Origin of the sequence: Alteromonas sp. a30 (genome assembly GCF_026788005.1) — a bacterium.
GTDB lineage: Bacteria > Pseudomonadota > Gammaproteobacteria > Enterobacterales > Alteromonadaceae > Paraneptunicella.
Genome location: NZ_JABEPE010000002.1, coordinates 243,108 through 267,453, shown reverse-complemented (window position 1 = coordinate 267,453; position 24,346 = coordinate 243,108). Strand labels below are relative to the sequence as shown.

23 protein-coding genes are annotated in these 24,346 nt (G+C 43.1%); 15 read left to right on the top strand and 8 right to left on the bottom strand.

What is annotated here, in order from left to right; all coding sequences use genetic code 11:
• Positions 1 to 118: 118 nt before the first annotated feature.
• The 11 genes from HJG39_RS03355 (at position 119) to HJG39_RS03305 (ending at position 11,694) form a co-directional block, all read left to right on the top strand.
• Entirely contained in the window at positions 119 to 790 is a 672-nt protein-coding gene (locus HJG39_RS03355; protein ID WP_268406792.1) for a class I SAM-dependent methyltransferase, read from the top strand.
• 16 nt (positions 791 to 806) lie between these two features.
• Positions 807 to 2,117 carry a hypothetical protein gene (locus HJG39_RS03350; RefSeq protein ID WP_268406790.1) on the top strand — a complete coding sequence of 437 codons (1,311 nt, stop codon included), beginning with the start codon at positions 807 to 809 and terminating at the stop codon, positions 2,115 to 2,117.
• Positions 2,118 to 2,185: 68 nt separating this feature from the next.
• Positions 2,186 to 2,995 (top strand): phytanoyl-CoA dioxygenase family protein, encoded by an 810-nt coding sequence (locus HJG39_RS03345; RefSeq protein WP_268406788.1) that lies wholly within the window; start codon positions 2,186 to 2,188, stop codon positions 2,993 to 2,995.
• A 56-nt stretch (positions 2,996 to 3,051) separates the two neighbouring features.
• A complete protein-coding gene (locus tag HJG39_RS03340; RefSeq protein ID WP_268406786.1) occupies positions 3,052 to 3,867 on the top strand; it encodes a transketolase in 816 nt (271 codons plus the stop codon).
• Positions 3,868 to 3,889: 22 nt separating this feature from the next.
• Entirely contained in the window at positions 3,890 to 4,810 is a 921-nt protein-coding gene (locus HJG39_RS03335; RefSeq protein ID WP_268406783.1) for a transketolase family protein, read from the top strand.
• Positions 4,811 to 4,820: 10 nt separating this feature from the next.
• Entirely contained in the window at positions 4,821 to 5,414 is a 594-nt protein-coding gene (locus tag HJG39_RS03330) for an HAD family hydrolase (protein ID WP_268406782.1), read from the top strand.
• Complete coding sequence (locus tag HJG39_RS03325) at positions 5,414 to 6,472, top strand: phosphotransferase (protein WP_268406780.1); 1,059 nt, start codon at positions 5,414 to 5,416, stop codon at positions 6,470 to 6,472. The genes HJG39_RS03330 and HJG39_RS03325 overlap by 1 nt, the downstream gene beginning before the upstream one ends.
• A 48-nt stretch (positions 6,473 to 6,520) precedes the next feature.
• A complete protein-coding gene (locus HJG39_RS03320; RefSeq protein WP_268406777.1) occupies positions 6,521 to 7,600 on the top strand; it encodes a zinc-binding dehydrogenase in 1,080 nt (359 codons plus the stop codon).
• A 154-nt stretch (positions 7,601 to 7,754) separates the two neighbouring features.
• Positions 7,755 to 9,386: an acyl-CoA synthetase gene (locus HJG39_RS03315; RefSeq protein WP_268406773.1), complete on the top strand. Its 1,632-nt coding sequence runs from the start codon at positions 7,755 to 7,757 to the stop codon at positions 9,384 to 9,386.
• A 370-nt stretch (positions 9,387 to 9,756) separates the two neighbouring features.
• Complete coding sequence (locus HJG39_RS03310) at positions 9,757 to 11,064, top strand: pyridoxal phosphate-dependent aminotransferase (RefSeq protein ID WP_268406771.1); 1,308 nt, start codon at positions 9,757 to 9,759, stop codon at positions 11,062 to 11,064.
• 135 nt (positions 11,065 to 11,199) lie between these two features.
• The gene (locus HJG39_RS03305) at positions 11,200 to 11,694 is read left to right on the top strand and encodes a hypothetical protein (protein ID WP_268406768.1); all 495 of its coding nucleotides are present in this window, start codon (positions 11,200 to 11,202) and stop codon (positions 11,692 to 11,694) included.
• A 13-nt stretch (positions 11,695 to 11,707) separates the two neighbouring features.
• Here the strand turns inward: HJG39_RS03305 and ispB are convergent, their stop codons facing one another.
• Positions 11,708 to 12,679, bottom strand: a complete 972-nt coding sequence (gene ispB / locus HJG39_RS03300) for an octaprenyl diphosphate synthase (protein ID WP_268406766.1) — start codon at positions 12,677 to 12,679, stop codon at positions 11,708 to 11,710.
• A gap of 236 nt (positions 12,680 to 12,915) precedes the next feature.
• Between ispB and rplU the strand changes: the two genes are divergently transcribed.
• The 4 genes from rplU to folA all read left to right on the top strand — a co-directional run bounded on the left by rplU (position 12,916) and on the right by folA (position 15,312).
• Positions 12,916 to 13,227 carry a 50S ribosomal protein L21 gene (gene rplU, locus HJG39_RS03295; RefSeq protein WP_268406765.1) on the top strand — a complete coding sequence of 104 codons (312 nt, stop codon included), beginning with the start codon at positions 12,916 to 12,918 and terminating at the stop codon, positions 13,225 to 13,227.
• 15 nt (positions 13,228 to 13,242) lie between these two features.
• Positions 13,243 to 13,500: a 50S ribosomal protein L27 gene (gene rpmA, locus HJG39_RS03290; protein ID WP_268406763.1), complete on the top strand. Its 258-nt coding sequence runs from the start codon at positions 13,243 to 13,245 to the stop codon at positions 13,498 to 13,500.
• Between the two features lie 141 nt (positions 13,501 to 13,641).
• Positions 13,642 to 14,799, top strand: a complete 1,158-nt coding sequence (gene cgtA / locus HJG39_RS03285) for an Obg family GTPase CgtA (protein ID WP_268406762.1) — start codon at positions 13,642 to 13,644, stop codon at positions 14,797 to 14,799.
• Between the two features lie 39 nt (positions 14,800 to 14,838).
• The gene (gene folA, locus HJG39_RS03280) at positions 14,839 to 15,312 is read left to right on the top strand and encodes a type 3 dihydrofolate reductase (RefSeq protein WP_268407079.1); all 474 of its coding nucleotides are present in this window, start codon (positions 14,839 to 14,841) and stop codon (positions 15,310 to 15,312) included.
• 145 nt (positions 15,313 to 15,457) lie between these two features.
• Here folA and HJG39_RS03275 read toward each other — a convergent pair whose 3' ends face one another.
• The 7 genes from HJG39_RS03275 to HJG39_RS03245 all read right to left on the bottom strand — a co-directional run bounded on the left by HJG39_RS03275 (position 15,458) and on the right by HJG39_RS03245 (position 24,212).
• On the bottom strand, positions 15,458 to 17,482 hold the full coding sequence (locus HJG39_RS03275) for a HAMP domain-containing methyl-accepting chemotaxis protein (RefSeq protein WP_268406760.1): 2,025 nt from the start codon (positions 17,480 to 17,482) through the stop codon (positions 15,458 to 15,460).
• 97 nt (positions 17,483 to 17,579) lie between these two features.
• A complete protein-coding gene (locus HJG39_RS03270; RefSeq protein WP_268406759.1) occupies positions 17,580 to 18,386 on the bottom strand; it encodes a symmetrical bis(5'-nucleosyl)-tetraphosphatase in 807 nt (268 codons plus the stop codon).
• A gap of 38 nt (positions 18,387 to 18,424) precedes the next feature.
• Positions 18,425 to 18,808 (bottom strand): Co2+/Mg2+ efflux protein ApaG, encoded by a 384-nt coding sequence (gene apaG / locus HJG39_RS03265; RefSeq protein WP_268406756.1) that lies wholly within the window; start codon positions 18,806 to 18,808, stop codon positions 18,425 to 18,427.
• A 27-nt stretch (positions 18,809 to 18,835) separates the two neighbouring features.
• Positions 18,836 to 19,630, bottom strand: coding sequence for a 16S rRNA (adenine(1518)-N(6)/adenine(1519)-N(6))-dimethyltransferase RsmA (gene rsmA, locus HJG39_RS03260; protein WP_268406755.1), 795 nt, complete (start codon positions 19,628 to 19,630; stop codon positions 18,836 to 18,838).
• Positions 19,627 to 20,616, bottom strand: a complete 990-nt coding sequence (gene pdxA, locus HJG39_RS03255; RefSeq protein WP_268406753.1) for a 4-hydroxythreonine-4-phosphate dehydrogenase PdxA — start codon at positions 20,614 to 20,616, stop codon at positions 19,627 to 19,629. Before pdxA ends, rsmA begins: the two co-directional genes overlap by 4 nt.
• Positions 20,617 to 20,626: 10 nt before the next feature.
• Positions 20,627 to 21,916: a peptidylprolyl isomerase SurA gene (gene surA, locus HJG39_RS03250; protein WP_268406752.1), complete on the bottom strand. Its 1,290-nt coding sequence runs from the start codon at positions 21,914 to 21,916 to the stop codon at positions 20,627 to 20,629.
• Between the two features lie 16 nt (positions 21,917 to 21,932).
• Complete coding sequence (locus HJG39_RS03245) at positions 21,933 to 24,212, bottom strand: LPS-assembly protein LptD (RefSeq protein WP_268406751.1); 2,280 nt, start codon at positions 24,210 to 24,212, stop codon at positions 21,933 to 21,935.
• Positions 24,213 to 24,346 lie beyond the last annotated feature (134 nt).

Genomic DNA, 24,346 nt, shown 5'->3' with positions numbered 1-24,346 from the left:
CCTAAATTTCCTCTTAATTTTATAGTTAGTGTGTTCTAATTTAGGTTCAACATTTCTTCCGGCGAGACGATATAAGTTTAAGCCCTAGTAACTTTTTCCTAATGAAGAATCATCAATCATGACAGCAAAAAAACAAGCGAAAGAGCAGCAGTACAGCGGGAACTTTGATTTTGATAAAACCGAGCTGGGTTGGATGACTAATCAGGTCTGGCATGAAGACCCAAAGCGTGTGGTGTTTGTGTTATCCCGATACAAATTTGTTGCCAAAATGCTGGCTGGAAAAGCGCGTGTTGCTGAAGTGGGATGCGGTGATGCCTTTGGTTCTCGTGTGGTGGCAAGTGAAGTCGGTGCGCTTACTGTTACCGATTTTGATCCGCTTTTCATTGAATCTATCGAAAACTCCCCTAACAAACGCTGGCATGAACAAGCGTTGGTTCACGACATTACCCGTGGTCCATTAGCGGTAGAGCAAGGTCCGTTTGATGCCCTGTATTGCCTTGATGTATTTGAACATATTGAGCCTGAGAAAGAGCATCGGATTGTTGAAAACCTAAAACAGTCAACTCATGATGATGGCGTAGTGATTATTGGCATTCCTTCTTTAGAAAGTCAGCAGTATGCTTCTGAGCAAAGTAAGATAGGCCATATTAATTGCAAATCGGGTAACGATTTTAAAGCGCTCTTACAGCAACATTTTCGTCATGTTTTCCTATTTTCAATGAATGATGAAGTGGTGCACACAGGCTTTTATCCGATGGCGCATTACTTGTTTGCAGTTTGTGCTAAATAAGGATTAAGGAGCAAGAATGAGCAGTATCAAACAAGACGCATTGGTGTTTGGTGCGGGTGTCGTCTTCGAGAAATTTGTGCAGTCGGGCGACCTTAAACCTTACGAAATTTGTGCGCTGTTGGATAACCACAAAACAGGTGACTTCCTCGGTTATCAAGTTGAAAAGCCAAGCAAGGCGCTTATCCAAGCACAGGAATATGACCTAATCATTCTGACACTATGGGATAAACCGGAGGTCATTGAGGCGGTGTCTGAGCAACTTATCGCCCTTGGCGCTTCAGCCGATAAAATTAAAGTATATAGCTATGATCGCCATACTTTATGTGATTTGTCTGAACATAAAGCCATGTTGCAAGCTATTCAGGATGACGACATTCTTTACGCTTATTACGATTTAAACCGAAGCTCTGAAACTTATGATGTGACCTCCTTTTTAGCTATTGCCGATTGTTATCGGGAGCAGCAAGGTTTAACGCATTTGCATATGGTGATTGTTGCCCGCGATACTCAATGGCAGGCTCAAGCCTATTGTTTGGAGGAATCTGAGCGCCTATGGCGAGCCGAAAACATTGTTAAGCAAGCATGTGCGCTAATTCCTGCGTGTAAAGGCATGACTTATTGCACGTCGCGCACCCAAGCACAAATGTATTTAGACAACCAAGTTCATCATTTCCCAGCGGATTACCGATTAGACAACCCGCCGCCGATTTCCGTCCACAAAGACTTTTACTTTTGGTTGGACCAAGGCATCGACCCAAGGCGTTTTCATTCTACGCCTAAAGCCTCGCATTATGTTCAACAGTGGGTTGAAAATCAGTTGCCGCAAGGACAACCGCGATTTATTTCCGTGACGTTGCGCGAAAGTACACTTCAGCCTAAACGTAACAGCGACATTGAAGAATGGAACCAGTTCTTTGTGTGGTTAAGTGAGCAGCATCCAGAATTGTCGGTAGTGGTCATTCGAGACACTGAAAATGCGTTTTTATCCGAGCCATTTACCGCGCCAAACGTGTTCTATTTTCCTGTGGCCTCGTTTCATATGGACTTACGCATGGCACTGTATGAAGCAGCGTATGTTAATACTGGTTGCTCCAATGGACCAAAGCAGTTATGTCATTTGAGTAAAACCGCATCTTACATTACCACCAAAATGATAGTGGAAGATTACCAAGGCTCCAGTAGTGAGCGCTTTATTGAACGTAATATTGAAATAGGCAAAGACTTCCGTTTTGCCGATGAAAATCAGCTAATTGATTGGAACCCAGATACCCAAGCGTGTTTGATTGAATCCTTTATTAGATTTGAATCAATTCGTCCTTTGAGCTAACGCTTTACAGTACGCGAGATGCGTATCAGCGCGTTAAAGCAAGTTAAAGTCATAAAGAGGATAAGCAAATGTACGTTCATGCATTAGAGGAAATGAGTCAACATTCGTTGCTTTCGCAAATAAACGAAGCGGAAGGGTTTTATCTTGGGCAAATGTCCGAAACGGATTTGGCGCAATTACGCGCATGGGTAAAAGAGCAGTTTTTACATACGATTCAATGTGTTGCGCCAGAACATGTTGCTCTGTACAAAGATGCAGGGTTGGCGAATTATCATCGAGTTTACCAGAGCACACATTTTGACCATGGCTCAGTATGGCGTAAATCTGCCCGCGTGTTAGGTCCGTTGGCGGTGGCACAGGTTCAGCAATTGCAATTTTATCAAACGTTAACTCAGCATTTGGGCGAGTTTCTTGTGTCTGATGAAGAAGGGTTTGGTTGGCCGGGCATTTATTGGCGTTTGGTCAGACCTGGAGCGTCAGATATTGGTCCGGTTCATGCCGACAAATGGTTCTGGGATTTAGGCCACGGCACTATGCCGGGAGAGCCGGATGAATATTATATGCCGGGAGAGCCGGATGAATATTATCGATTAAAAATTTGGATGAGCTTGTATTCGCAGCCGGGTAAAAGCGGCCTGCGTGTAGTGCCAAGTTCGCAAAAAAGTGATGAGTGGCGCTATCACGGCGAAGAGCGTGGCGGCATGACGAAGCCAGTATTGGATGAAAAAGAAGAAGATTTAGATTTGGTTGGCTTGCCTTTGGGGGCGGGTGGTTTTGTGGTTTTTCACGACAAACTTCTGCACGGCGGTATGCCCAACTTAGGTGACGATAGCAGAGTGAGCTTAGAATTCACCATGTTGGTGAAAAATCACAAATAGATAAGAGATAACTAATCAGTAATGGGCCTTTTATACAGAAAGGCGAAGGCAAAAGCATGAGCGCAGACGTAGCAGAAACTATCGCAAAAATTCGACAGCAACTGGTTGCTGTATCGAATCAAAATAAAGTGCCGCATTTGGCATGTTCTCTTTCGAGTGTGGAGATCCTCTACACTTTGTATTTTAAAGTGATGAATATTCGCCCAGATGAGCCGGATTGGGCGCCGCGCGATCGCTTTTTGCTCGGTAAGGGCCATGCGGCTGCCGTTTTGTACAGTGTGTTGGGCTATCGTGGTTATTATCCACCAGAGCAAACCATGACACTTGGACAAAACGATAGCGCCTTTGAAGAACATCCCGGAAAGCACCCGCCAGCAGGTGTCGAGAATATTTCCGGCTCTCTTGGTCATGCGCTCGGGCTGGCTACTGGCATGGCAAAAGCCGCCAAAATTACTGCTTCACCAGCGCATTTTTATGCTTTAGTTGGGGATGGCGAGCTAAATGAAGGGACGAATTGGGAAGCGGCAATGTTTGCGCCTGCGCATCAGCTCGATAACCTGACAGTGATTGTCGATTTCAACAAACTACAAGGCACAGGCAGAAGTTGCGACATCATGCAACTAGAGGATATGGAAGCGAAGTGGAAAGCCTTCGGATGGCAAACCGCAAGAGTGAATGGTCACGATGTTGATGCGCTTTATCATGTGCTCAAAAGTGATTACATCGAAGCTGGAAAGCCGCGCGCGATTATTGCTGATACCGTGAAAGGAGGCGGGGTGTCGTTTATGGAAGATGACAACAACTGGCATTATCGTATTCCGACTGAAGAAGAAGTGGAATCTGTGGCAAAAGAGTTAGGTTTAGTGAATTAATTAGCAGGAAATAGAGACAAAAATGAGAAACAAATTTGCTCAATGTTTAACGAATATGGCTTCGGAAAACGACAAAATTTGCCTGCTATACGCGGATATTGGTAATCGCCTGTTCGACAAATTGAAAGCTGTTGCACCGGAAAGAGCCATTAATGCAGGTATTGCCGAGGCGAACATGGCAACCATGGCGTCTGGCATGGCAAACCTCGGTATGCGCCCGTTTATTTATACTATTACGCCTTTTACCACTGCTCGCAATTTTGAACAGATAAAAATCGATTTAGCCTACGCCGATATGCCAGTGGTAATTGTTGGTACTGGTTCGGGATTATCTTATGCGAACTTGGGCCCAACGCATCATAGTTTTGAAGATATTGCACTAATGCGTGTGTTGCCAAATATGCAGGTGGTATGCCCCGCGGATTCATTGGAATTAGAAGCGCTCATGCCGCAAATGTTAACAGTGAATCACCCAACTTACCTTCGTATTGGCAAGAAAAACGAACCGCTAAATTATGAAGAAGTGCCGGATATTCAATTAGGTAAGGCGCATGTGCTGAAGGAAGGTTCAAGTGTATTACTTCTGTGTACAGGCACGGCATTGCATCTAGGTGGCAAGTTACATCAAGCGCTTGAGGAAAAGGGTATTTCCGCTGAGTTAACCAGTATGCATACGGTAAAGCCCCTTGATACCGACTATTTACAAAAATTAGCCGATTTTGATGTGGTGGTGACACTAGAAGAACACAGTTTAATTGGTGGCTTTGGTTCAGCTATTGGCGAGTGGATTATCGATCATTATTCAAAGCCAGTGAATTTGTTGCGTTGTGGCATTCCAGACGCATTTATTGATAAAGTTCATGACCCAGATTCGGCGCGGAAGCGTATAGGATTAACCGAAGCAGCTATACTTCCTAAGATACTGGCTAAATTAGAAGGTTAACCACGTCATTATGATTCGAGTTGGCATCGACTTTGACAATACGATAGTGAATTACCAGGGTGTATTTCATAAAGCTGCGGTTGATTTGGGCTGGCTACCTGAGTCCGTGGGAACGAGTAAACAGGAAGTAAAGCACTACTTTATCGACAGAAATGAAGAATCCCGCTGGACAGAACTTCAAGGCGTGGTGTATGGCAAAGCCATTCGTCATGCAAAACCATTTGAAGGGCTTACACAATCACTGGTGCAAATGAAAACCGATAACATGTTGCTTTTCGTTATTAGCCATAAAACCCAATATCCGATTATTGGCGATAAACTGGACTTTCATGCCGCCGCCCGACTCTGGTTGGCAACAAATGGCTTAGAGCGGTGCTTCGACCAAGTATACTTTTGCCCGGAGAAGGATGAAAAAGTTCAGCAAATTGCTGACTTACATCTTGATTGGTTTATTGATGATTTGCCTTCAATTCTTGAGCATGACGATTTTCCTGAGCATACCAAAGGGGTGTTGTTTGATCCCGATGACCATCATCAAACATTCAGCTCTGCTCGACGGGTGAGCCATTGGTCTGACATTCCACATTTAATTCGGGGAGGCTAATGTTGCCGAGTTTTGCTCAATGGTTAGATGAGTCTTCATTTCGATGGCTTGAGAAAGCATTAGGGGTCGCACCTGAGTCCATCCAAATTGTAACCGGAGGAAAAAACAACCGAGGATTGCAAGTTGTTGCCAATGGTCGCCCGTATTTTGTTAAACAATACTTTGACGATGATTGTCACCGTTTTCACCGAGAAACTGCTTTTACAAAACTCCTACAAAAACATCAGGTTGGCGCAGTTGCTCAACTGATTGATTGCCGTGGCGCTTCTGAATTAGGAGGCGAGGAAAGTGAAATCGCGATCTTTAGCCATTTGTCAGGGCAATTACCAAACGAAATCTGTATTTCAGCTAAACAAGATGTGTACATTCAACAAGTAGCGAATTTTATTGCCAGTGTTAATCAAGATGTGGTGAGCCAAGATGCCTCGCATTTGTTGCCTGCTCGAGGGGGACTAAGCCTTGCTGCTGAATTTATTCGAGAAATTCAGCGCAGAATGCAAAGTTTATTCTCGTTGGAGGTAGAAAATGTGAGTGACTTGGAAACACCGTTATACGAATCAATGCGAGAGTGGTTGAAAACCGTATTTGAGCCTGCTTTTCGACGAGTAGAAAAGCAAGTCATGCATGATTTTGGCGATGATCTTCACGCGCCATTTGAGCGAGTATTATCGCCTTCCGATATTGGTTTTCATAACACTTTGTTAGACAGCGAAACGGATACTTTATCTTTTTTTGATTTCGAATACTCAGGTTGGGATAGCGCCGAAAAACTAGTCACAGATTTTTTTGCCCAGCCGCGTTTTGAGCTTCACGCTCATTGGATCGCATCCTTTTGCGAAATTGCCTTTCCCAAACAACCGAATTTAGTTGAGCGATGCACGAGCTTATTGCCTTTATCGCACTTAAAGTGGGCGTTAATCTTTTTAAATGAATTTAAGCACCCTGATGACGAGCGACGTTTATTTGCAAGTAAACATCAGGAGGAGCGCAATAATGCCTTCAAAAGAAAGCAACAACAACTGGATAAAGCAAGACACAGAGTAGCTCGTGCCGAGTAGCTCGCGTTACCAATCAGCATTAATTTGAAAAATAAGGATGAGCAATTCATGACGCAAGGTATGAAAGCCGCAGTGCTTTTTGAAACGGGTAAACCGTTACAAGTGGTTGAAGGCGTTCAACTGCCTGCGCTAGAAAGTGGGCAGGTACAAGTAAAAGTACATTACTCCGGGCTTTGTCATTCTCAGTTGGCCGAAGTAAGAGGGCATCGAGGAGAAGACAAGTGGTTGCCGCACTTATTAGGTCATGAAGCCGTTGGAACGGTTAAAGCTATTGGTAGCGGCGTCACCAAAGTCAAAGAGGGTGATAAAGTGGTGCTTGGTTGGATAAAAGGACAAGGCATGGACGTTGCCGGTGCGCGTTATCCGTTGGCGCTAAATGGGCAATCGTACTTATTAAATTCAGGTGGCGTAACGACGTTTAGCGAACAGACGATTGTTTCTGAAAACCGTTTAGTAACGCTACCACAGGGCATGCCTGATAAGCTCGCAGTATTGCTTGGGTGTGCGTTACCAACTGGAATGGGATTGGTGTTTAATGAAGCCAAACTGTTACCCGATGATGACGCTTCCCAAGGGAAAAGTATCGCAATTTTTGGATTGGGTGGCGTTGGCCTAAGTGCATTGATTGCGGCCTACGCAACCAAGCCTAAAACACTTATTGCGATTGATGTTGAAGCGCACAAGCTCGAGTTGGCAAAGCAGCTTGGCGCAACCCACTGTATTAACTTATCAACGCAGGATTTAGACACCGAATTGAAACGTATTTGTCCACAAGGTGTCGATTATAGTTTTGAAGCGGGTGGTAAGGCGAAAACCATTGAAATGGCTTTTCGTTCAGTGAAAGATGGCGGCGGTCAATGCATCTTTGCTTCGCACCCTCAAGAAGGTGAGCTTATCCAACTTGAACCACATGCTTTTCATCGTGGTAAACATATTCGTGGGAGTTGGGGAGGCGGCAGTCAACCAGATCGCGACATCCCTTATTTTGTTGAACTATACAATGCCGGACGATTACCAAACCTTGCCTTGTTATTGAGTCACGAATATTCGTTGGATGACATTAACCAAGCGTTAGATGATTTAGAACAACGAAAAATCACCCGCGCATTGATTAATGTATCCACATAGGACTGAGGTCTGATTCTCAAACGTCGATAAAACTGGTAAAACCTGTTGTTAATAATCTTTTTGGGCCAGCATACTCATTAATGCAAAACGACACTGTTTTCTTCACGTTAGCCGCCATTACTGAGTGCTAGGTAAACGTATTAAGGGTAAATCGATGAATACCACGAATATTTACGACATAGGGCTGGATAAGAATGAAGCAAACTTTGTCCAGCTTTCGCCTATTTCTTTCCTTCGCCGCACAGCAAGTGTCTATCCACAACGCACAGCGGTGATTCACGGACACATTCGACGTAATTGGGCGGAAACTTACATCCGTTGTAAACAACTCGCTTCAGCATTGGAAAACGTTGGTATTGGAAAAGGTGACACGGTGTCGATTATGGCACCCAATATTCCAGAATTCGTCGAAGCGTCTTTTGGTGTACCTATGTGTGGCGCAGTGCTTAATTCACTGAATATTCGTTTAGATGCTGAGGCGTTAGCTTTTATTTTGAATCACAGTGAAGCCAAGGTGTTATTGACGGACAGGCAATTTTCTTCGGTCATTAGTGAAGCGCTGGAAATTGCAGGACGCGATATTTTAGTTATTGATATTGACGACCCTATTTACGACGGCGAAGGCGATCTGATTGGCAAGCAGGATTATGAAGCCTTTATCGCAATAGGGGAGCCTGACTATCCATATCGTTTGCCAGATGATGAGTGGGACGCCATTGCGCTTAATTATACCTCTGGTACTACTGGCGATCCTAAAGGCGTTGTTTGTCACCATCGCGGCGCCTATTTGAATGCCGTTGGCAATGCCTTCACTTGGGGAATGACACACTTCCCAGTGTATTTATGGACACTGCCTATGTTTCATTGCAACGGGTGGTGTTTTCCTTGGGCGGTTACATCCCTTGCAGGAACTCATGTTTGTTTGCGTAAAACAGAAGGTCACGCCATTTTAGAAGCAATCAAAGAGCATAACGTAACGCATTTATGCGGTGCACCGATTGTCATGAGTATGATGATTCAAGCAAACGATGAAAAGGATTATCAACTGGATAGTCCTATTGCGATGATGACAGCTGGCGCAGCGCCACCTTCTTCGGTTATTGGTAAGCTCGAGGCAATGGGATTTGATGTTACTCATGTTTACGGTTTAACTGAAATTTATGGGCCGTCCATTGTGTGTGCGTGGAATCCCGATTGGAATGAGCTTTCTGCCAATGAGCGAGCCGTGTTGAAGTCACGCCAAGGCGTACCATACGAATTGCAAGAAGAACTCATGGTTGCTGACCCTGACTCCATGCAGCCTGTGCCAAGTGATGGAAAAACCATTGGTGAAGTGTTCACTAAAGGTAACATCACCATGAAGGGGTATTTGAAAAATCCCGAATCGACGAAAAAATCCTTTGCTGGTGGCTGGTTCCACACAGGGGATTTAGCGGTTATGCATCCGAATGGATACATCGAGATTAAAGATAGATCTAAAGATATTATTATCTCTGGTGGAGAGAACATATCCTCCATTGAACTTGAAGATGTATTATATCGACACCCTGCTGTTGCTGCTGCGGCAGTCGTTGCTAAGCCTGATGATAAATGGGGTGAAGTCCCTTGCGCTTTTATTGAGTTGAAGGAAGGACTTTCAGCGACAGAAGAAGAGATTATTGGGTTTTGTCAGGAGAATGTTGCGCGCTTTAAGTGCCCGAAATTTGTGGTATTTGGTGAATTAGCAAAAACCGCGACAGGTAAGATTCAAAAGTTCATTTTAAGAGAGCAAGCGAAAGCTGTGTAATCGCTGTTTTGATTTATCCCTTTTTTGTCGTGAATAATGGTCTCTCAATCGAGACCATTTTTTTATGATCATTGTTCACTTACCTAGGTAGTAAAATAATTACCAAAAATAGTTGTTTCCTGACAATTTTTTTTTAAGAATGGTAAAGCTTGGTTAAATAATTAGGCTGTTTTCTAAGGCGATACTAAGCGAACAACACATCAACAGAATTTTGGCTAAATAAAGGCAATTCCCCGAGTGATGTAGCGGTGCAGCAGTGCGGTTTTAAGCACTAATAGGAGCGTATTTAGTAGGTAGTTGACGTTAGCTCCCAACAATTGGGCAATAACTTTGTTTCGGTCGAAAGTGACTAAAGAAAGGCGGGAGCATTGTGATTGCACTGACGAAAACGGAAACCGAATTTGAGTTGTCTCCAACACTCGCTATCAACGAGCTTGTCGTTAAAAAGCGCGCAGAAGGAAAGGAAATTCTGCACATGGGATTTGGCGAATCGCCATTTCCAGTTCCTCATCGGCTTGCTGAAGCATTAAAGAACAATACACATCATAAACAGTATTTGCCGACAGCAGGTTTGCCAGAATTAAGAGAAGCCGTAGCAAGTTACTATGCTGAGAAGGTCGGTGTGGATACCTCTGCTTACGATGTACTGATTGCGCCGGGTAGCAAATTAATTATTTACAGCCTACAGATGGCCGTTGACGGTGACTTTATCATGCCTGTACCCAGTTGGGTTAGCTACGCGCCTCAAGCAAAAATGCTGGGACGCAATGTGATTAAAATGCCCACGACGTTGGATGATGATGGAATGCATTTGAACGCAGATACGTTACGTACTGTGATAAAAGATGCGCGCGAAGCGGGGCTAAAACCAAGCAAAATCTTATTAAATTATCCTTCTAATCCAACAGGATTAAGTATTCCCGACCATGAGTTGGAAGCAATAGCAAGAGTGTGTGAAGAAGAAGATATTCTCATTATTTCCGATGAAATTTATGGTTTTGTTAATCATCAACGCAGCTACCAAAGTATCTCAAGATTCGCCCCCAATCATACGGCAATTTCATCAGGTTTATCGAAACATCTGTCTTTAGGTGGGTGGCGTATCGGAATTTGTTTTATACCTAAGGCTATCGATGGCATGTTTTCTAGAATGACTAATATTGCTAGTGAACTTTGGTCGTGTGTGCCTGCACCGATTCAAGTTGCAGCAATCGAAGCGTACAAAGGTCATGCTGATATAGAAGAGCATGTGGCAGCATGTAGCGAACTTCACAGCCATATGAATCGGTATATCAGTGATGAATTAAAAGCGTTGGGAATAAAAGCGCCTACACCTCAAGGAGCGTTTTATAATTATCCCGATTTTGAAGAACATCGCGATGCATTAAAAAATGTAGGCGTGGAGACCTCCAAAGATTTAGCTCAAGTTTTATTAGAGAAGTATGAGATTTCTAGCTTACCCGGTGTGGCATTTGGTGCTGATGCGAATCAACTAACGCTCAGGCTATCCGGGTGTGATTATGATGGCGCTGCTGCATTAGCGCAGTTGATGTCATTAAGACGGGAAAATCATGCCTATGCTTTGGATGAAGATTTTATCAAGCAATATGCGCCAAGAGTGTATAAAGCAGGGCAAGTTTTTAAACGATTTATTAACGATACAACTGGTAGTATATAGGAGATACTGAAGTCTATCGCAACTCATACAAGCTGTAACAAATGCATTACCAAGGTTGCGCTATATTTCCGTTATACTGACATTTACCTAAATAATATCTGTAATGACTGTCTGATAAGAGCAAACTAACCAACGATGAAATTTTACCTAACGGCAAAGAATTATGTGCGAGAAAGAGGGCATTCTGCGAAGCAGAAAGCCAGTGCATCTATGCGCCGTAATTTATTGGTAATTAAGCGTGGTTTAGCTATAGAAACACAAGAAACCAAAGTGATGCTGAATATTTATCATCAGTACACAATGGGGAAGGCAAGCAAGGATGAAATGCGTCAGGCGAATAAACAGTTTGTTAATTTAATGCGGGGGTTAGGGTTAGGAGTGCTTACGGTTTTACCATTTTCTCCTATCACGATTCCTGCCATTGTTAAGCTTGGAGAGCGCTTTGGTATTAACGTGCTGCCAAGCTCGTTTGACTTTTCTCAGCCAGAGGTTGAGATAAGCACTGAGACCGAAGCAGAAGTTATTGTGTATTCAGAAACGGAGTCCACTGTTAATGTGGATTCTGCTAGTGATGCAACGTTGTCTCAAGTTTTGGATCCTCAAGAAGATGATCTGGCTAAACGGGATTAGTGCTTTTAACGCTCTAAGAGACTCGCTCTACAGCCGCTTCTGCTAAACCTTTTAATGCATCTTTATATTCTGATTCTGGGATAATCGAGAGCGCATCTAACGCTTGTTGTTTCGCCTTTAATGCTTGTTCTTTAACGTATTCGAGCGCCTTTGTTTCTTCCATTGCTTGTAAGATTGTATCTAGGTTTTCCATACCATTACTGTTTTCAATGGCACTGCGAATTAGCGCAGCTTGGTTTTCATTTCCATTCCACATTGCATATAACAGAGGCAAAGTGGGTTTGCCCTCTGCCAGATCATCCCCTAGATTTTTGCCCATCTCTTGAGCATCGGAAGAATAATCCATAATGTCATCCACTAATTGGAAAGCGGTGCCAAGGTATTTTCCATAATTTTGCATGGCAGTTTCCATTTCAGGAGGTTGACGTGTTAGTACCGCAGCAAGCTGAGTTGCAGCTTCGAATAAGCGCGCCGTCTTATAATAAATGACTTGCATGTAGCTTTCTTCGGTGGTGTCAGGGTCGTTGCAATTCATCAATTGCAGCACTTCCCCTTCTGCAATCACATTCGTTGCTGTCGATAAAATCTCCATTACGCGCATATTATTGAGGCTAACCATCATTTGAAAAGAGCGAGTGTATAGAAAATCACCGACTAATACGCTAGCTTGATTTCCGAATACCTCATTTGCCGTTTTTTTCCCTCGGCGTAAGCTTGATTCGTCGACAACATCGTCGTGAAGTAAGGTTGCAGTATGAATAAACTCGATGATTGCGGCGAGTGTATGCAGATCGTCATTATTTGCTTTAAGTGCACGACACGCAAGCACACACAGCAGTGGGCGCATACGTTTGCCGCCGCTGTTAACAATATAAAATCCGAGCTGATTAACCAAGCTCACATCCGACTTAACTTGAGTTTGAATGAGTTGATTGACGGCGAGCATATCGGGCTCGGATAGCTTTATAATCGCGTTGATATCCATTGGGTTTTAAGTCGGTCCGCTTTATCGGTGTATTTAAGTGCGGCAATTTTACAAAAATTTAGCCAAGTATCCAGTATTTGCTGTATTGACCCTATAAATGAAGTTTATTTCTCTGATTTTGTACAAATTAAATTCAAGATTGGGCTTGCGGGACGAATTCGCTTCACGTACAATTCGCGCCCTGTTTTAGAATCCTAATATACGCTAGAAACGCTAGCGTGAGAGCGGAGTAAGTTATGTACGCGGTTTTCCAAAGTGGTGGCAAACAACACCGTGTGGCTGAGGGCCAAACTGTTCGCCTAGAAAAGATCGAAATTGCGCCAGGTGAAACCATTGAATTCGATAACGTTTTAATGGTTGGTGATGGTGCAGACGTGAAGATAGGCACCCCGTATGTTCAAGGCGGTAAAGTGACTGCAGAAGTAGTGACTCACGGCCGTGGCGATAAAATTAAAATTGTTAAGTTCCGTCGTCGTAAGCATTCACGTTCACAAATGGGCCACCGCCAGTGGTTCACTGAAGTGAAGATTACGGAAATCAGCGGATAAGAGGAGCGAGAACTCATGGCACATAAAAAGGCTGGTGGTAGTACCAAAAACGGACGCGACTCTGAAAGTAAGCGTCTAGGCGTTAAGCGTTTCGGTGGTGAATCTGTTTTAGCAGGTAGTATCATTGTTCGTCAACGCGGCACGAAGTTCCACGCTGGTGACAACGTTGGCTGTGGTCGTGACCACACTCTATTTGCATTGTCAGACGGCAAGGTTCAATTCGAAGAGAAAGGCAAATATAATCGCAAATTTGTGAGCATTGTTGCTGAGTAATTCGTTGAGCGAATTAATTTTTTAAAACCCCGCTTTTGCGGGGTTTTTTATTTTGGTAGAAGAGAAAAATACAAGCTAAAATTCCTAATCTATATTGCTCATATTGGGCATGGAATTTGGCGCGTTATATAGGTATGTACGATGAAATTTGTCGATGAAGTCGAGATTCGGGTTGAAGCTGGAGATGGTGGAAATGGAATAATTAGTTTCCGCCGCGAAAAGTATGTCGCCAAAGGTGGACCTGATGGCGGTGACGGTGGCGATGGTGGCGATGTTTATTTAGAAGCCGATGAAAACCTGAATACGTTGATTGATTATCGATTTGAGCGATTTCACAGAGCTGAACGCGGGCAAAATGGTCAAAGTGCAAACTGTACAGGGAAACGTGGCTCAGACTTAGTGTTGAAAGTACCTGTTGGTACTCGTGCGACTGATGGCGATACACTGGAAGTGTTAGGCGAAACAATGAAGCATGGTCAGCAATTAATGGTGGCGAAAGGTGGGTTCCATGGTTTAGGTAATACACGCTTTAAAAGCAGTACAAACCGTGCGCCACGTAAAAAGTCTAATGGTACACCGGGTGAAATTCGCAACCTTAAATTAGAGTTGTTATTGCTCGCTGATGTTGGTTTATTAGGCTTGCCTAATGCGGGTAAATCTACCTTTATCAGAAGTGTTTCCGCAGCGAAACCTAAAGTCGCGGATTACCCTTTTACCACCTTAGTACCAAATTTAGGTGTGGTAAGAACGGATGCAAGCAAGAGTTTCGTCATCGCCGATATTCCCGGGTTGATTGAAGGCGCAGCAGACGGTGCTGGCCTTGGTATTCGTTTTTTGAAGCACCTAGAGCGTTGCCGAGTGTTGCTACATATGATCGATTTATTACCTGCCGATCAATCTGACCCAGTTGAAAATGCGAAAACTATTATTGGCGAGCTAGAAAAGTACAGCCCTGAGTTAGCTAACAAGCCGCGTTGGTTGGTTTTCAATAAAATTGATTTGTTGTTGCCAGAAGAAGTAGAAGAAACCTGTGAGCGTATTCGTAAAGCGCTTGATTGGGACGCCCCTTGCTTCTATATCTCAGCCTTCCAGAAGGAAGGGACAGACAAGCTCTGTTATGAAATTAGCGATTTACTAGCATCACTTCCTGTTGAAGAAGAAAAAGTCGAAGACGATAAACCGATTGAGTTTAAATGGGATAACTACCATAAAGAAATTGTTGAAGACATTGAAGAAGATGACGATGACCTTGACGACGATGATGATGATTACGATGTTGAAGTAGTTTATCAGCGTTAACAACAAAGGTTTATAAGTGTGCAAGAACAACGTATTTCTATGATAGCGGCAATGGCGAATAACCGCGTTATCGGTAACGATAATGCTATGCCATGGCACCTACCCGCTGATTTAAAGCATTTTAAAGCCACTACACTAGGTAAGCCTGTGGTGATGGGACGTAAAACTTATGAGTCCATTGGCAAGGCGTTACCAAAACGTCGCAATATCGTTGTCAGTGGATCTGGCTTTAGTGCGCCCGATGCAGATATCGTGTCATCTGCTGAAGAAGCGTTACTGATTGTTCCCGATGAGCCAGAAATCATGATTATTGGTGGTGGCAATATCTATGCTCAGTTTTTGCCTGTAGCTTCACGTTTATATCTTACTTTCATCGACTTAGAGGTAAACGGGGATACATGCTTCCCTGATTATGCTGCTGAGGCTGCGTGGGCGGTATTAGAAGAGGAACTTCACAGTGCTGATGATGCTAACCCTTATAATTATCGGTTTGTTACCTTAGAACGAGTTTAAGTTCGAGTTTCTATCTGTATTACTACCCAAATAAAAACGGTGCTTAGGAAGGAAATCCAATAAGCACCGTTTTTTATTTCTGACAATTGTGTTATTTAAAGAATACTGTCAAATACCCTTCCACAAGTTCGCTCTTTTTAGCTTGCTAAACTTGGAACTTACGTACCGAACTTTGCAACTCTTCGGATAAACTCGCTACTTCTTGGCTTGCACGAGAGGTATGCTGCGCCCCCGTCGCTGTTTCTTCCGCAATGGCAACGATGTTCTCTAACTTCTCACTAATATCGCGGGATACAGTATGCTGCTCTTTTGCTGCTTGTTCGATCTGAGTGCTCACATTGTGTGCTTCTTGCACTGCTGCGGTAATAGAGTTTAAGGCTTCAGCTGCTTTTTCTGCCTGTTCAACACACAGAGACGTTTGCTCTTTACCTTTTTGCATGACAGATACCGCTTGTTCCGCACCGCTTTGAAGGATTTCAATCATGGATTGAATCTCCTGTGTTGACTCTTGCGTTCGGCTGGCGAGCGTTCTTACTTCATCGGCTACTACAGCGAAACCTCTACCTTGTTCCCCTGCTCGTGCCGCTTCAATGGCTGCATTCAGCGCCAATAAATTGGTTTGATCGGCAATGCCTCGGATAACATCTAAGATACTACCGATACTGGCACTATCTTGGTGAACTTTATTAATTACCTCTGAAGCTGAATCCACATCTCCCGATAGAACAAGAATGGTTTTCTTGTTGTTTTCGGAAATATGCTTAACGGTTTCAGCTTCTTTATTTGCTTGCCCAATTTGTGCCAATGTATCTTCTGCGCTTTGTGCAACCATTTGAGCAGTGCTGTTCAATTCAGTTGTCGCGGTAGCAACTTGGCTGACTTGTGATTTTTGCTCTTGGATAGAGCGTGTTGTTTGTTCTGTAACGCTAGACGTTTGTTCTGATGCCGCAGCAAGTTGTGTTGCGCCAGAGCTGATACCAGAAATAAGCGTTTTAAGGCTATTGATGAGCGCGTTACAGTTTTTCGCTAATTCGCCAAACTCGTCTTTTGAGCTGTCGTCAAGTTGATGCGTAAGGTCTCCCGTGGCTACAACATTGAGTAAGGTATTGACTTCTCGTAATGGGCGAGTGATGGCTCTTACCGTGAAAAAGCCGATAGCAATGGCCGCTGCAATCGAAAGTAGGGTAATGATGATGGTGCTGATTCGGCTATTAGAAACACTTTCACCCACTTCAGCTTTAATATCATCGGCTTTTTTGTCGCCTAAAGACACGACTTGGTCGAGTTGAGCTGACGTTGAGTCCATTTGTTGAATTGCTGTTTTTAACGTCGCTTCTGATTGCTCAATTAAATTTAGTCTGTGATTATGTTGAGCAATAATACCTGAGGAACCAAGGATTAAATCGTTTAACTCGTTGATATTATCTTTCATTTCTTCCAACGCGCCAGAATCATCTTTGCCGTTGGCTTTACTCAGCATTTCGTCGCTTCCGCTATTGATACGCTCTATTAAAATTCGAACTTCACTTCCAAGCGTTTCTGCTCGTGCTTTCGTTTGAGTTTTGAGGAAATTATTACTGGTTGTCACCACTGACATTAAGGCAGTGTCAACGGATTCGCCGATTTTCGCAGCTGATTTTAGCGCTTTATTTTGGGCAGTAGCGCGACTGTCGTTGAAATCAAGAATGAGGGTTGATGTGTCGTCAACAAAATCTTCAACATCGGATGAAAAGCCGTCTAGGGCTCGATTGATTTCAAGAATTTTACGCTTGTTCTCAAAAATAAGGTTAACAGAGCCAAAATATGCTTGGTAAAGCGGATCAAGCTTGTTCGTAGCATTACGGATACCCTCTTCATTGACGACAACCTGCTTGAGTCGTTTGATGTCCTTTTCGAAGTCATTTTCTAATTTTTTAAACAGGCTTTCTTCATTCTCTAAGCGCGAAAGGTTTGTTTCAAAATAGCTTTTGTAAGTTGATGTATTGACCTGAGATAACAAAATTTTCAGGCGGTCACTGGTAACTAACGTTGGGATAGCTAGATCGATAACCTCATCGGACGCGTCGTTAATGTTGCTGAGATTAATTAGAGAGGTGAAACTAATTACGAATAATAGAACACTGATGGTGGTAAATCCGCCGATTATTCGCAAAGCAACTGTAATGTTCATTACTTCTCCCAATGCTGATTAGAAGCATTATGCTTCCTTAAAACCGCTAAAACCATGTAATTGTATTTTAGTCGGTCGAACTTATTAAATCTTAAATTTAGTTGCTTACTGAGCTTATTTGCATCGTATCTAAGCATATTGCGGAAAGTTTTCCGCCCCAAATGTAACCTGTATCGAGTGCTATACAATGTGAGACTGAGGTGGTTCCTTCCAAAGATGCCCAATGACCGAAAATCAACTTGACCCCTTCAAGAGATGTAATCCGGGAGTGCTTAAACCATGGTATAAGCGGCTTAGGTGCATCTTTTACCGATGTTTTACAAGTATACTCAAGGGTGCCATCTTCACACAGATAGCGCATTCGTGTAAAGGCGTCGATAATAAACCGAAAACGGTCCTTTGCCGTCATTTCGGAAGAAAAAACTACCGAATTTTTGTGGTACATATTTCTTAGAAGTTGAATATAACTATCGCTTTGTAAAGCTTTTTCCACCTCTTGAGAGTAGCCTAGTGCTTCATTTATGTTCCAATAAGGATACAATCCTGCGTGACTTAAAAATGTTTCAGAATTTAATTGTATAGCGAGTGGTTTGTGTCTAAGCCATTCCACAAAATTAGCTGTTTTAGAAGATCTTAGGAGTGGTTCAAAGCCATCTTTGGGATTGTTCTTCTTAATCCCATGGTAAACGGCTAAAAAATGTAAATCATGGTTTCCCAATACCGTATCGAAGCCATCTCCAAGTTGATAGAGGAAGTCTAATGTTTCGAGTGCATTCGGTCCTCTACCAATCAGGTCGCCTACTGCATACAGTTTATCTTTTTGTGGGTTGAACTGTAATTTCTCCAGTAAAGCCATTAACCCGAGATAACATCCTTGAATATCACCTACTACATAAGTTGACATGTGTCTGATTCCACCGTTATTAGGAATATTAATACATACTAATTAATGGCGTTTGGGATCGCTAAACCGAAAGGGGGAATGGGGACTCGAATTTTTTTCCCATTTTCTAATTGCATTTCGTAGTGCCCTTCCATTGCACCTACAGGTGTATCAAGCACGGCACCGCTGGTATAGCTATATGATGAGCCGATTTTGATAACGGGCTGTTCGCCAATGACTCCAGCTCCTTGTACTTCCATTTTCTTTCCATCTGCATCGGTAATAAGCCAATATCGGTTCAATAAAGTGATATTGGTGTCGCTATTATTTACGATCGTAATTTCATAACTAAAAGCAAATTGGTTATCTCTGGTTGCAGGGTGATCTGGCATAAAAGCTGTTTTTGCTTCAACAGAAATATTGTCTGTAACGGATGATGACATAAGGTGTTGACTCTAAACTGATAAATTTTAAGTTACAGCGTTCGCGAGATTGGCATAGTCCGCGAGGGATAGGGTCTCTGCTCTGGCGCCGGGATCAATACCGAGGCGCTCAATAGCCTCGGCATCCAGAATCTCTTTTAAACTATTCCGCAACGTTTTACGACGTTGTCCGAACGCTGCTGAGCAGACCTTTTCCAAGGTTTTAACATTGTTCACTTTAACGCTTTTATTCGCGTGAGGAATAAGCCTAACAACCGCTGAATCCACTTTTGGGGCCGGTTTAAATGCATGAGGTGGTACATGCAGGACTGGGATCACTTGACAGTAATACTGCGTCATTACCGATAATCGACCATAGTCTTTATTACCCGGTACGGCAGCCAAGCGATTAACCACTTCTTTTTGCAACATAAAGTGCATATCTTGAATGTGCTCAATGAACTCAAACAAATGAAACATGAGGGGCGTTGAAATGTTGTAGGGTAAGTTGCCAAAAATACGCAGAGGCTTTCCTGTTTGATACAACGTGGAAAAATCCATTTTCATTGCATCAGCTTCAACAATGGTTAGTTTGTTTTGAATGAAAGGGTGACTGCGTAGACGTTTTGCTAAATCGCGATCTAGCTCAACAACCGTCAGCTTTGATACTTGTTCGCAAACAGGCTCTGTTAATGCCCCCAGACCTGGCCCAATTTCAACTAGGTTTTCACCGTCTTGTGGATTAATAGAGGAAACGATGCCATCTATGACACCTTCGTCGTGTAAAAAGTTTTGTCCGAAACGTTTTCGGGCGGTATGACCTAAATGAGTTTTACTGTTCACTGCTTTGTTGTCCGAGTTGAAGCGAGCTTAATTGCTTCTTCAATGGCTATTCTAAAACTGCCTTTGTCGATGTTTCCAGTTCCCGCTAAGTCTAATGCTGTGCCATGATCAACAGATGTGCGAATAAATGGAAGACCTAGGGTGATGTTCACTGATGCGCCGAATCCTTTATATTTTAATACAGGAAGACCTTGGTCGTGATACATGGTTAATACCGCATCGGCATCATCTAAATATTTCTTTTGGAAAATGGTGTCGGCGGGAAGTGGGCCAACAAGGTCGAGTCCTTTTTCTCTGAGCAGCGCCAGTGTAGGCGAGATAACTTCAATCTCTTCTCTGCCGAGATGCCCATTTTCCCCTGCGTGAGGGTTGAGTCCACAGACATAAATTCGTGGGTTCGTGATACCAAACTTTGTTTTTAGGTCGTGATGTAAAATGGTAATGACTTTATCTAAACGTTCTTGTGTAATCGCTTTATTGACGTAGGCGAGAGGAATATGAGTTGTCACTAAAGCAACCCGTAGCCCCTCTGTTGCCAACATCATTACTACATCGGAGCAATTCGCTTGTAGTGCAAAATATTCTGTGTGACCGCTAAAGGATACGCCTGCCTGATTGATGATGCCTTTATGCACGGGACCGGTAACAACTGCATCAAACTCTCCGCTCATATTAGATTCGCTGGCCTGTTTTAGCGTTTCCACAACGTAGTGGCCGTTTTCAGCGTTCAAATCACCCGGTGAGACCTGAGTTTGCACGGGAATATGGCTAATATAGAGCTGTCCAGCTTCCTGTAGTGCTTTGGTTTCAGGATGATAATCAAGGAGTGTTAAAGGAAAACCTAATATTTGGGCTCGTTGTTGTAACATCTCTCGGTCGGCAAAGACGACGAGTTGTGCATCCCATTTTTCTTGTGCTAACTGGATAATTAAATCCGGGCCGATACCCGCAGGTTCGCCCGGAGTTATTGCTAATTTAATGGACATCGATGCTCCGCTAGTCCGCTAATACCTCAACGTAGGCATTGTCACGCATTTCTTTTAGCCATGAGTCACGCTCTTCGGCGTATTTACGTTTGAAGAGTAACTGATAAGCTCTTTCTTCTTTCAGCTTCTCAGTAACATCATCTACGCGGCTATCAATTAACTGGACAAGGTGCCATCCATGTACAGATCGAAACGGTTCTGATAATTCATCTTTCTCTAAGTTTTCTACCACTTCTTTAAAGGCAGGAACATACATGTTGGGGTCAGCCCAACCTAACTCGCCTCCCTTTAATGCGGAACCCGGATCAACGGAGTGCTCTTTTGCGAGCTCACCAAAGTCAGCTTCTTCATTTAATATTTGTTCACGGAAATCCGCTAGCATTTGTTTAGCGCGTTCCTCAGAAAGAATAATGGTAGGTTTGATGAGAATATGGCGTGCATTGACTTCTTTGACTTCTGCGATTTCAAGCCCGCGAATATTTTTAATTTTAAGAATATGAAAGCCTGCACCGCTTCGAATCGGACCGATAAGGTCATTTTTTCGAGCTCCCTGAACGGCTTCGGCAAAAAGGGTAGGCATGGAGTTTATATTCATCCAACCTAAATCACCCCCTTCTAGCGCTTTTGCGCCTGAAGATGCTGTTGCCGCAATTTTGGCAAAGTCAGAATTCTCATCTTTTAATAACTCGAGCACTTTTCCGGCCCGTTCTTTCGCGCTATCAATGTCTTCTTGTGAGGGTTGAGATGGGAAGCCAACAAGGATATGTCCTAAATGATACTCGACCTGTTCTGCACCTTGTTCATCAATTAACTTGAGCAGATTTGTTACTTCTTGAGGCGTAATATAGACGCGGCGGCGCACATTAGCTCGGGTTACTTCGCCAGTGATGAGTTCAGTGCGTAAATGATGACGATAGTTATCGTAGGTCATGCCATCCGCAATAACCCCTTTTCTTAACTCTTCCACAGTTAAGCCTTGGTCTCTGGCGATGTTCGCAATCGTTTGCTCAAGCTGAGGGTCACTAATTTGAATACCCATGCGCTCGGCTAACTGCATTTGTAGGTTTTGTGTTATCAAACGCTCAATTGCTTGGGTGCGGAGAATATTGTCCGATGGTAGTTCCTGATTGTTCCTAATGGCATTACTCTTTACAGTGGCAATAAGCGTTTTAATTTCGCTTTCTAGGATAACGCCTTGATCGACTATAACAGCGACTTTGTCTAGCATTTGTTGCTGAGCAAAAGCACTTATAGAAATAAATAAGCCGAAGAATACTGATAAAACTCTAGTGTAATTCATGTAATTTATTGCTTTGTTAATTACTTAAAAAATAAGGGCGACGGTAGCCATACAAGCCTTCATCCAACAAGGTGCGACTACTTTTACCACTTCCCATTCCTTTAAACACAAACTTAAAGTTGATACCCGAATCATACGCATTGAAGCTTTGATTACCAAGTGCATCGAAGCGATTGCTTAGGTGACGTTGCCAAACAAGCTGCATTCCCCAGCAACAAGATTCGTATTGAATACCAATGAAACTCTCTGTTGAGCGGTTTAAGTCCATATCACGATAGTAGCGGCCAACCCATTGCCAGTTATGGGTAATGGGCCAAGAAGCTGTTACCCCGAGTTGATCAATTTCATCACCGGAAATGTCCCTAATGTAGCGGTGATTAAGCTGCAATAATTTATTGGCCCCTAAACGGTATTCCAATGCAATATTACTACGCTCAACCTTTTCACTGCGACTGGACACTTGGATTTCAGTGTTGATTGTCCATTTACTGCTAATATTCCAGTCAAGCTCAGCGGCAATTGCTGAGCGATTACTTTCCTTTGATGCTTCCAATACTCGGTTATCGTCAAAGTAGAATATCTGACCCAAACCAAGGCGGAATTGTTCCCTATTATTCTTATCTAAAATACGAGAGGTAACACCAAGCGCAATTTGATTGGTGTCACTAATACGGTCCAAGCCTGTAAACTCTTGCCCTCTGAAGATACCTACTACGTCGTTTAAGAGACGAGTCGTATCGTACAAACCAATATCATTTTGATCTTCATAGCTTGTGTAATGGTACTGGAATTTGGGTTCTAGTGTTTGTGTGACTTGCTGACCAAACCAGCTTGCGGGGCGCTCTAACGACATTGAACCGTATAACCTTACTTGCGCGAGTGTTCTGCTTGCGTGACTATCAAGTTCACCTTCAATGTTGTCTTGAAAATATTCGGTATGCAGTAGGCTGGTTTCTGCAAGGAATTCTGCCCAACTTGTTCGATAAGGTAAGGAGAGTTTGGGGGCAATGTGAATCCGCGTTGCTGATGGCGCATCTTCTTCATTGTTATCAAAGTAGCTCACTTCTGAGTTAATTTGTAACTGATTTAACCCGGACTCCCACGCTTTATATTGCAACTTAAGTTCAGGTAGCGAACGGTAGCTATCAGGATGGTCGCCAATGGTTTCAAAGTCTCTAAATTTCGCACTAAAAAAGAGGTCATCACTGTGATAATTCATTCCGAGCGTTTTGAACAAATGTGTATCTGCGCGGTTATAAAAATCGGAACCGAGGTCTGTGATGTAATTATCGTCACTTAAATCATTCCATTCGGCATGGACTGACCAATTTTCGTCTAAATAGCCTTTATGTGAGAAACGGTAGAAATAACGTTCGTCTAGATTCTCATCTTCTTGATCGTTGTTAAGGTACTCTAGGTGCATTTCGCCGGTATGCAGTGGCGTGAGATAACGCAGTTCCGTTTTCAACTGCAATCCTCTACGCGTCATGTACCGAGGTGAAAATGTCATGTCTATGTTTGGAAGAATATTCCAGTAGATAGGTTGCTCGTAAGACAAACCTGTACGGTTATTGCTAGAAATTTGTGGAAATAGCAAGCCTGATTGGCGTTGCTCTGTTACCGGAAAAGCAAAATAAGGGAGATAAAATACGGGGACATCTTTAATGTAAAAGCGAGTATGTTTTGCCGTACCCCAAAGACTGCCCGGTTTAAGTTCAATAGCACTTGCCTGAATATGCCAGTCCTCAGCGCCGACAGGACAGCTACTAAAACTCACATCCTGTAGTTCAACACCATTTTCTTCACTTAGGACAATACGTTCAGCTTTTCCTCTACCGGGGAGACCTCTCAATTGATATAGCGTGTTATCCAGCTGTAGCCTGTTATCATTGATGTCTAGGTCAACGTTATCACTATCGATTTGAATTGAGGGGTCTGAATATTGGATATTGCCTTCTGCAGACAACTCTTGGCTATCTTTATTAATTAGAGCACGTTCAGCATTAATCAGTGCATTACGATTCGATATTGCAACTTTTCCGTTGAACTCAGCAATAGTATCTTGCTTTATTTCTACTTTTTCAGCCTGTACTACTATTTTGTCGCCATTAGCTAAACCATTGTTTTCAAATGGTTTTAGAGGGGCTAGGCATTGTTCCTGAGCAGCAATTGGCAGTGCGATACCAAAGAACAAAGGAATTCGAATTAAATGGTTATAATACATACAATGTTGAAAAGTGGCGGCCTTAAATGCGCTGATTATCGATAAATTAGAGGGCGATTTTATCGCTTTCATGAGTATTTACCAGCACAGAACGAAAAAAAGCCATATTTCCCTCGATTTAGGTGATCCATGTTTATTAATTTACTCATCTGTTTGGGAATTATAAGTGGCACTGATTTTACTAGTATCCATAATCATAGCGCGAG

Coding starts and splice junctions, on each gene's coding strand:
- HJG39_RS03355 (WP_268406792.1), top strand. CDS start 119: ATGACAGCAAAAAAACAAGCGAAAGAGCAGCAGTACAGCGGGAACTTT.
- HJG39_RS03350 (WP_268406790.1), top strand. CDS start 807: ATGAGCAGTATCAAACAAGACGCATTGGTGTTTGGTGCGGGTGTCGTC.
- HJG39_RS03345 (WP_268406788.1), top strand. CDS start 2,186: ATGTACGTTCATGCATTAGAGGAAATGAGTCAACATTCGTTGCTTTCG.
- HJG39_RS03340 (WP_268406786.1), top strand. CDS start 3,052: ATGAGCGCAGACGTAGCAGAAACTATCGCAAAAATTCGACAGCAACTG.
- HJG39_RS03335 (WP_268406783.1), top strand. CDS start 3,890: ATGAGAAACAAATTTGCTCAATGTTTAACGAATATGGCTTCGGAAAAC.
- HJG39_RS03330 (WP_268406782.1), top strand. CDS start 4,821: ATGATTCGAGTTGGCATCGACTTTGACAATACGATAGTGAATTACCAG.
- HJG39_RS03325 (WP_268406780.1), top strand. CDS start 5,414: ATGTTGCCGAGTTTTGCTCAATGGTTAGATGAGTCTTCATTTCGATGG.
- HJG39_RS03320 (WP_268406777.1), top strand. CDS start 6,521: ATGACGCAAGGTATGAAAGCCGCAGTGCTTTTTGAAACGGGTAAACCG.
- HJG39_RS03315 (WP_268406773.1), top strand. CDS start 7,755: ATGAATACCACGAATATTTACGACATAGGGCTGGATAAGAATGAAGCA.
- HJG39_RS03305 (WP_268406768.1), top strand. CDS start 11,200: ATGAAATTTTACCTAACGGCAAAGAATTATGTGCGAGAAAGAGGGCAT.
- ispB (WP_268406766.1), bottom strand. CDS start 12,679: ATGGATATCAACGCGATTATAAAGCTATCCGAGCCCGATATGCTCGCC.
- rplU (WP_268406765.1), top strand. CDS start 12,916: ATGTACGCGGTTTTCCAAAGTGGTGGCAAACAACACCGTGTGGCTGAG.
- rpmA (WP_268406763.1), top strand. CDS start 13,243: ATGGCACATAAAAAGGCTGGTGGTAGTACCAAAAACGGACGCGACTCT.
- cgtA (WP_268406762.1), top strand. CDS start 13,642: ATGAAATTTGTCGATGAAGTCGAGATTCGGGTTGAAGCTGGAGATGGT.
- folA (WP_268407079.1), top strand. CDS start 14,839: ATGATAGCGGCAATGGCGAATAACCGCGTTATCGGTAACGATAATGCT.
- HJG39_RS03275 (WP_268406760.1), bottom strand. CDS start 17,482: ATGAACATTACAGTTGCTTTGCGAATAATCGGCGGATTTACCACCATC.
- HJG39_RS03270 (WP_268406759.1), bottom strand. CDS start 18,386: ATGTCAACTTATGTAGTAGGTGATATTCAAGGATGTTATCTCGGGTTA.
- apaG (WP_268406756.1), bottom strand. CDS start 18,808: ATGTCATCATCCGTTACAGACAATATTTCTGTTGAAGCAAAAACAGCT.
- pdxA (WP_268406753.1), bottom strand. CDS start 20,616: ATGTCCATTAAATTAGCAATAACTCCGGGCGAACCTGCGGGTATCGGC.
- surA (WP_268406752.1), bottom strand. CDS start 21,916: ATGAATTACACTAGAGTTTTATCAGTATTCTTCGGCTTATTTATTTCT.
- HJG39_RS03245 (WP_268406751.1), bottom strand. CDS start 24,212: ATGAAAGCGATAAAATCGCCCTCTAATTTATCGATAATCAGCGCATTT.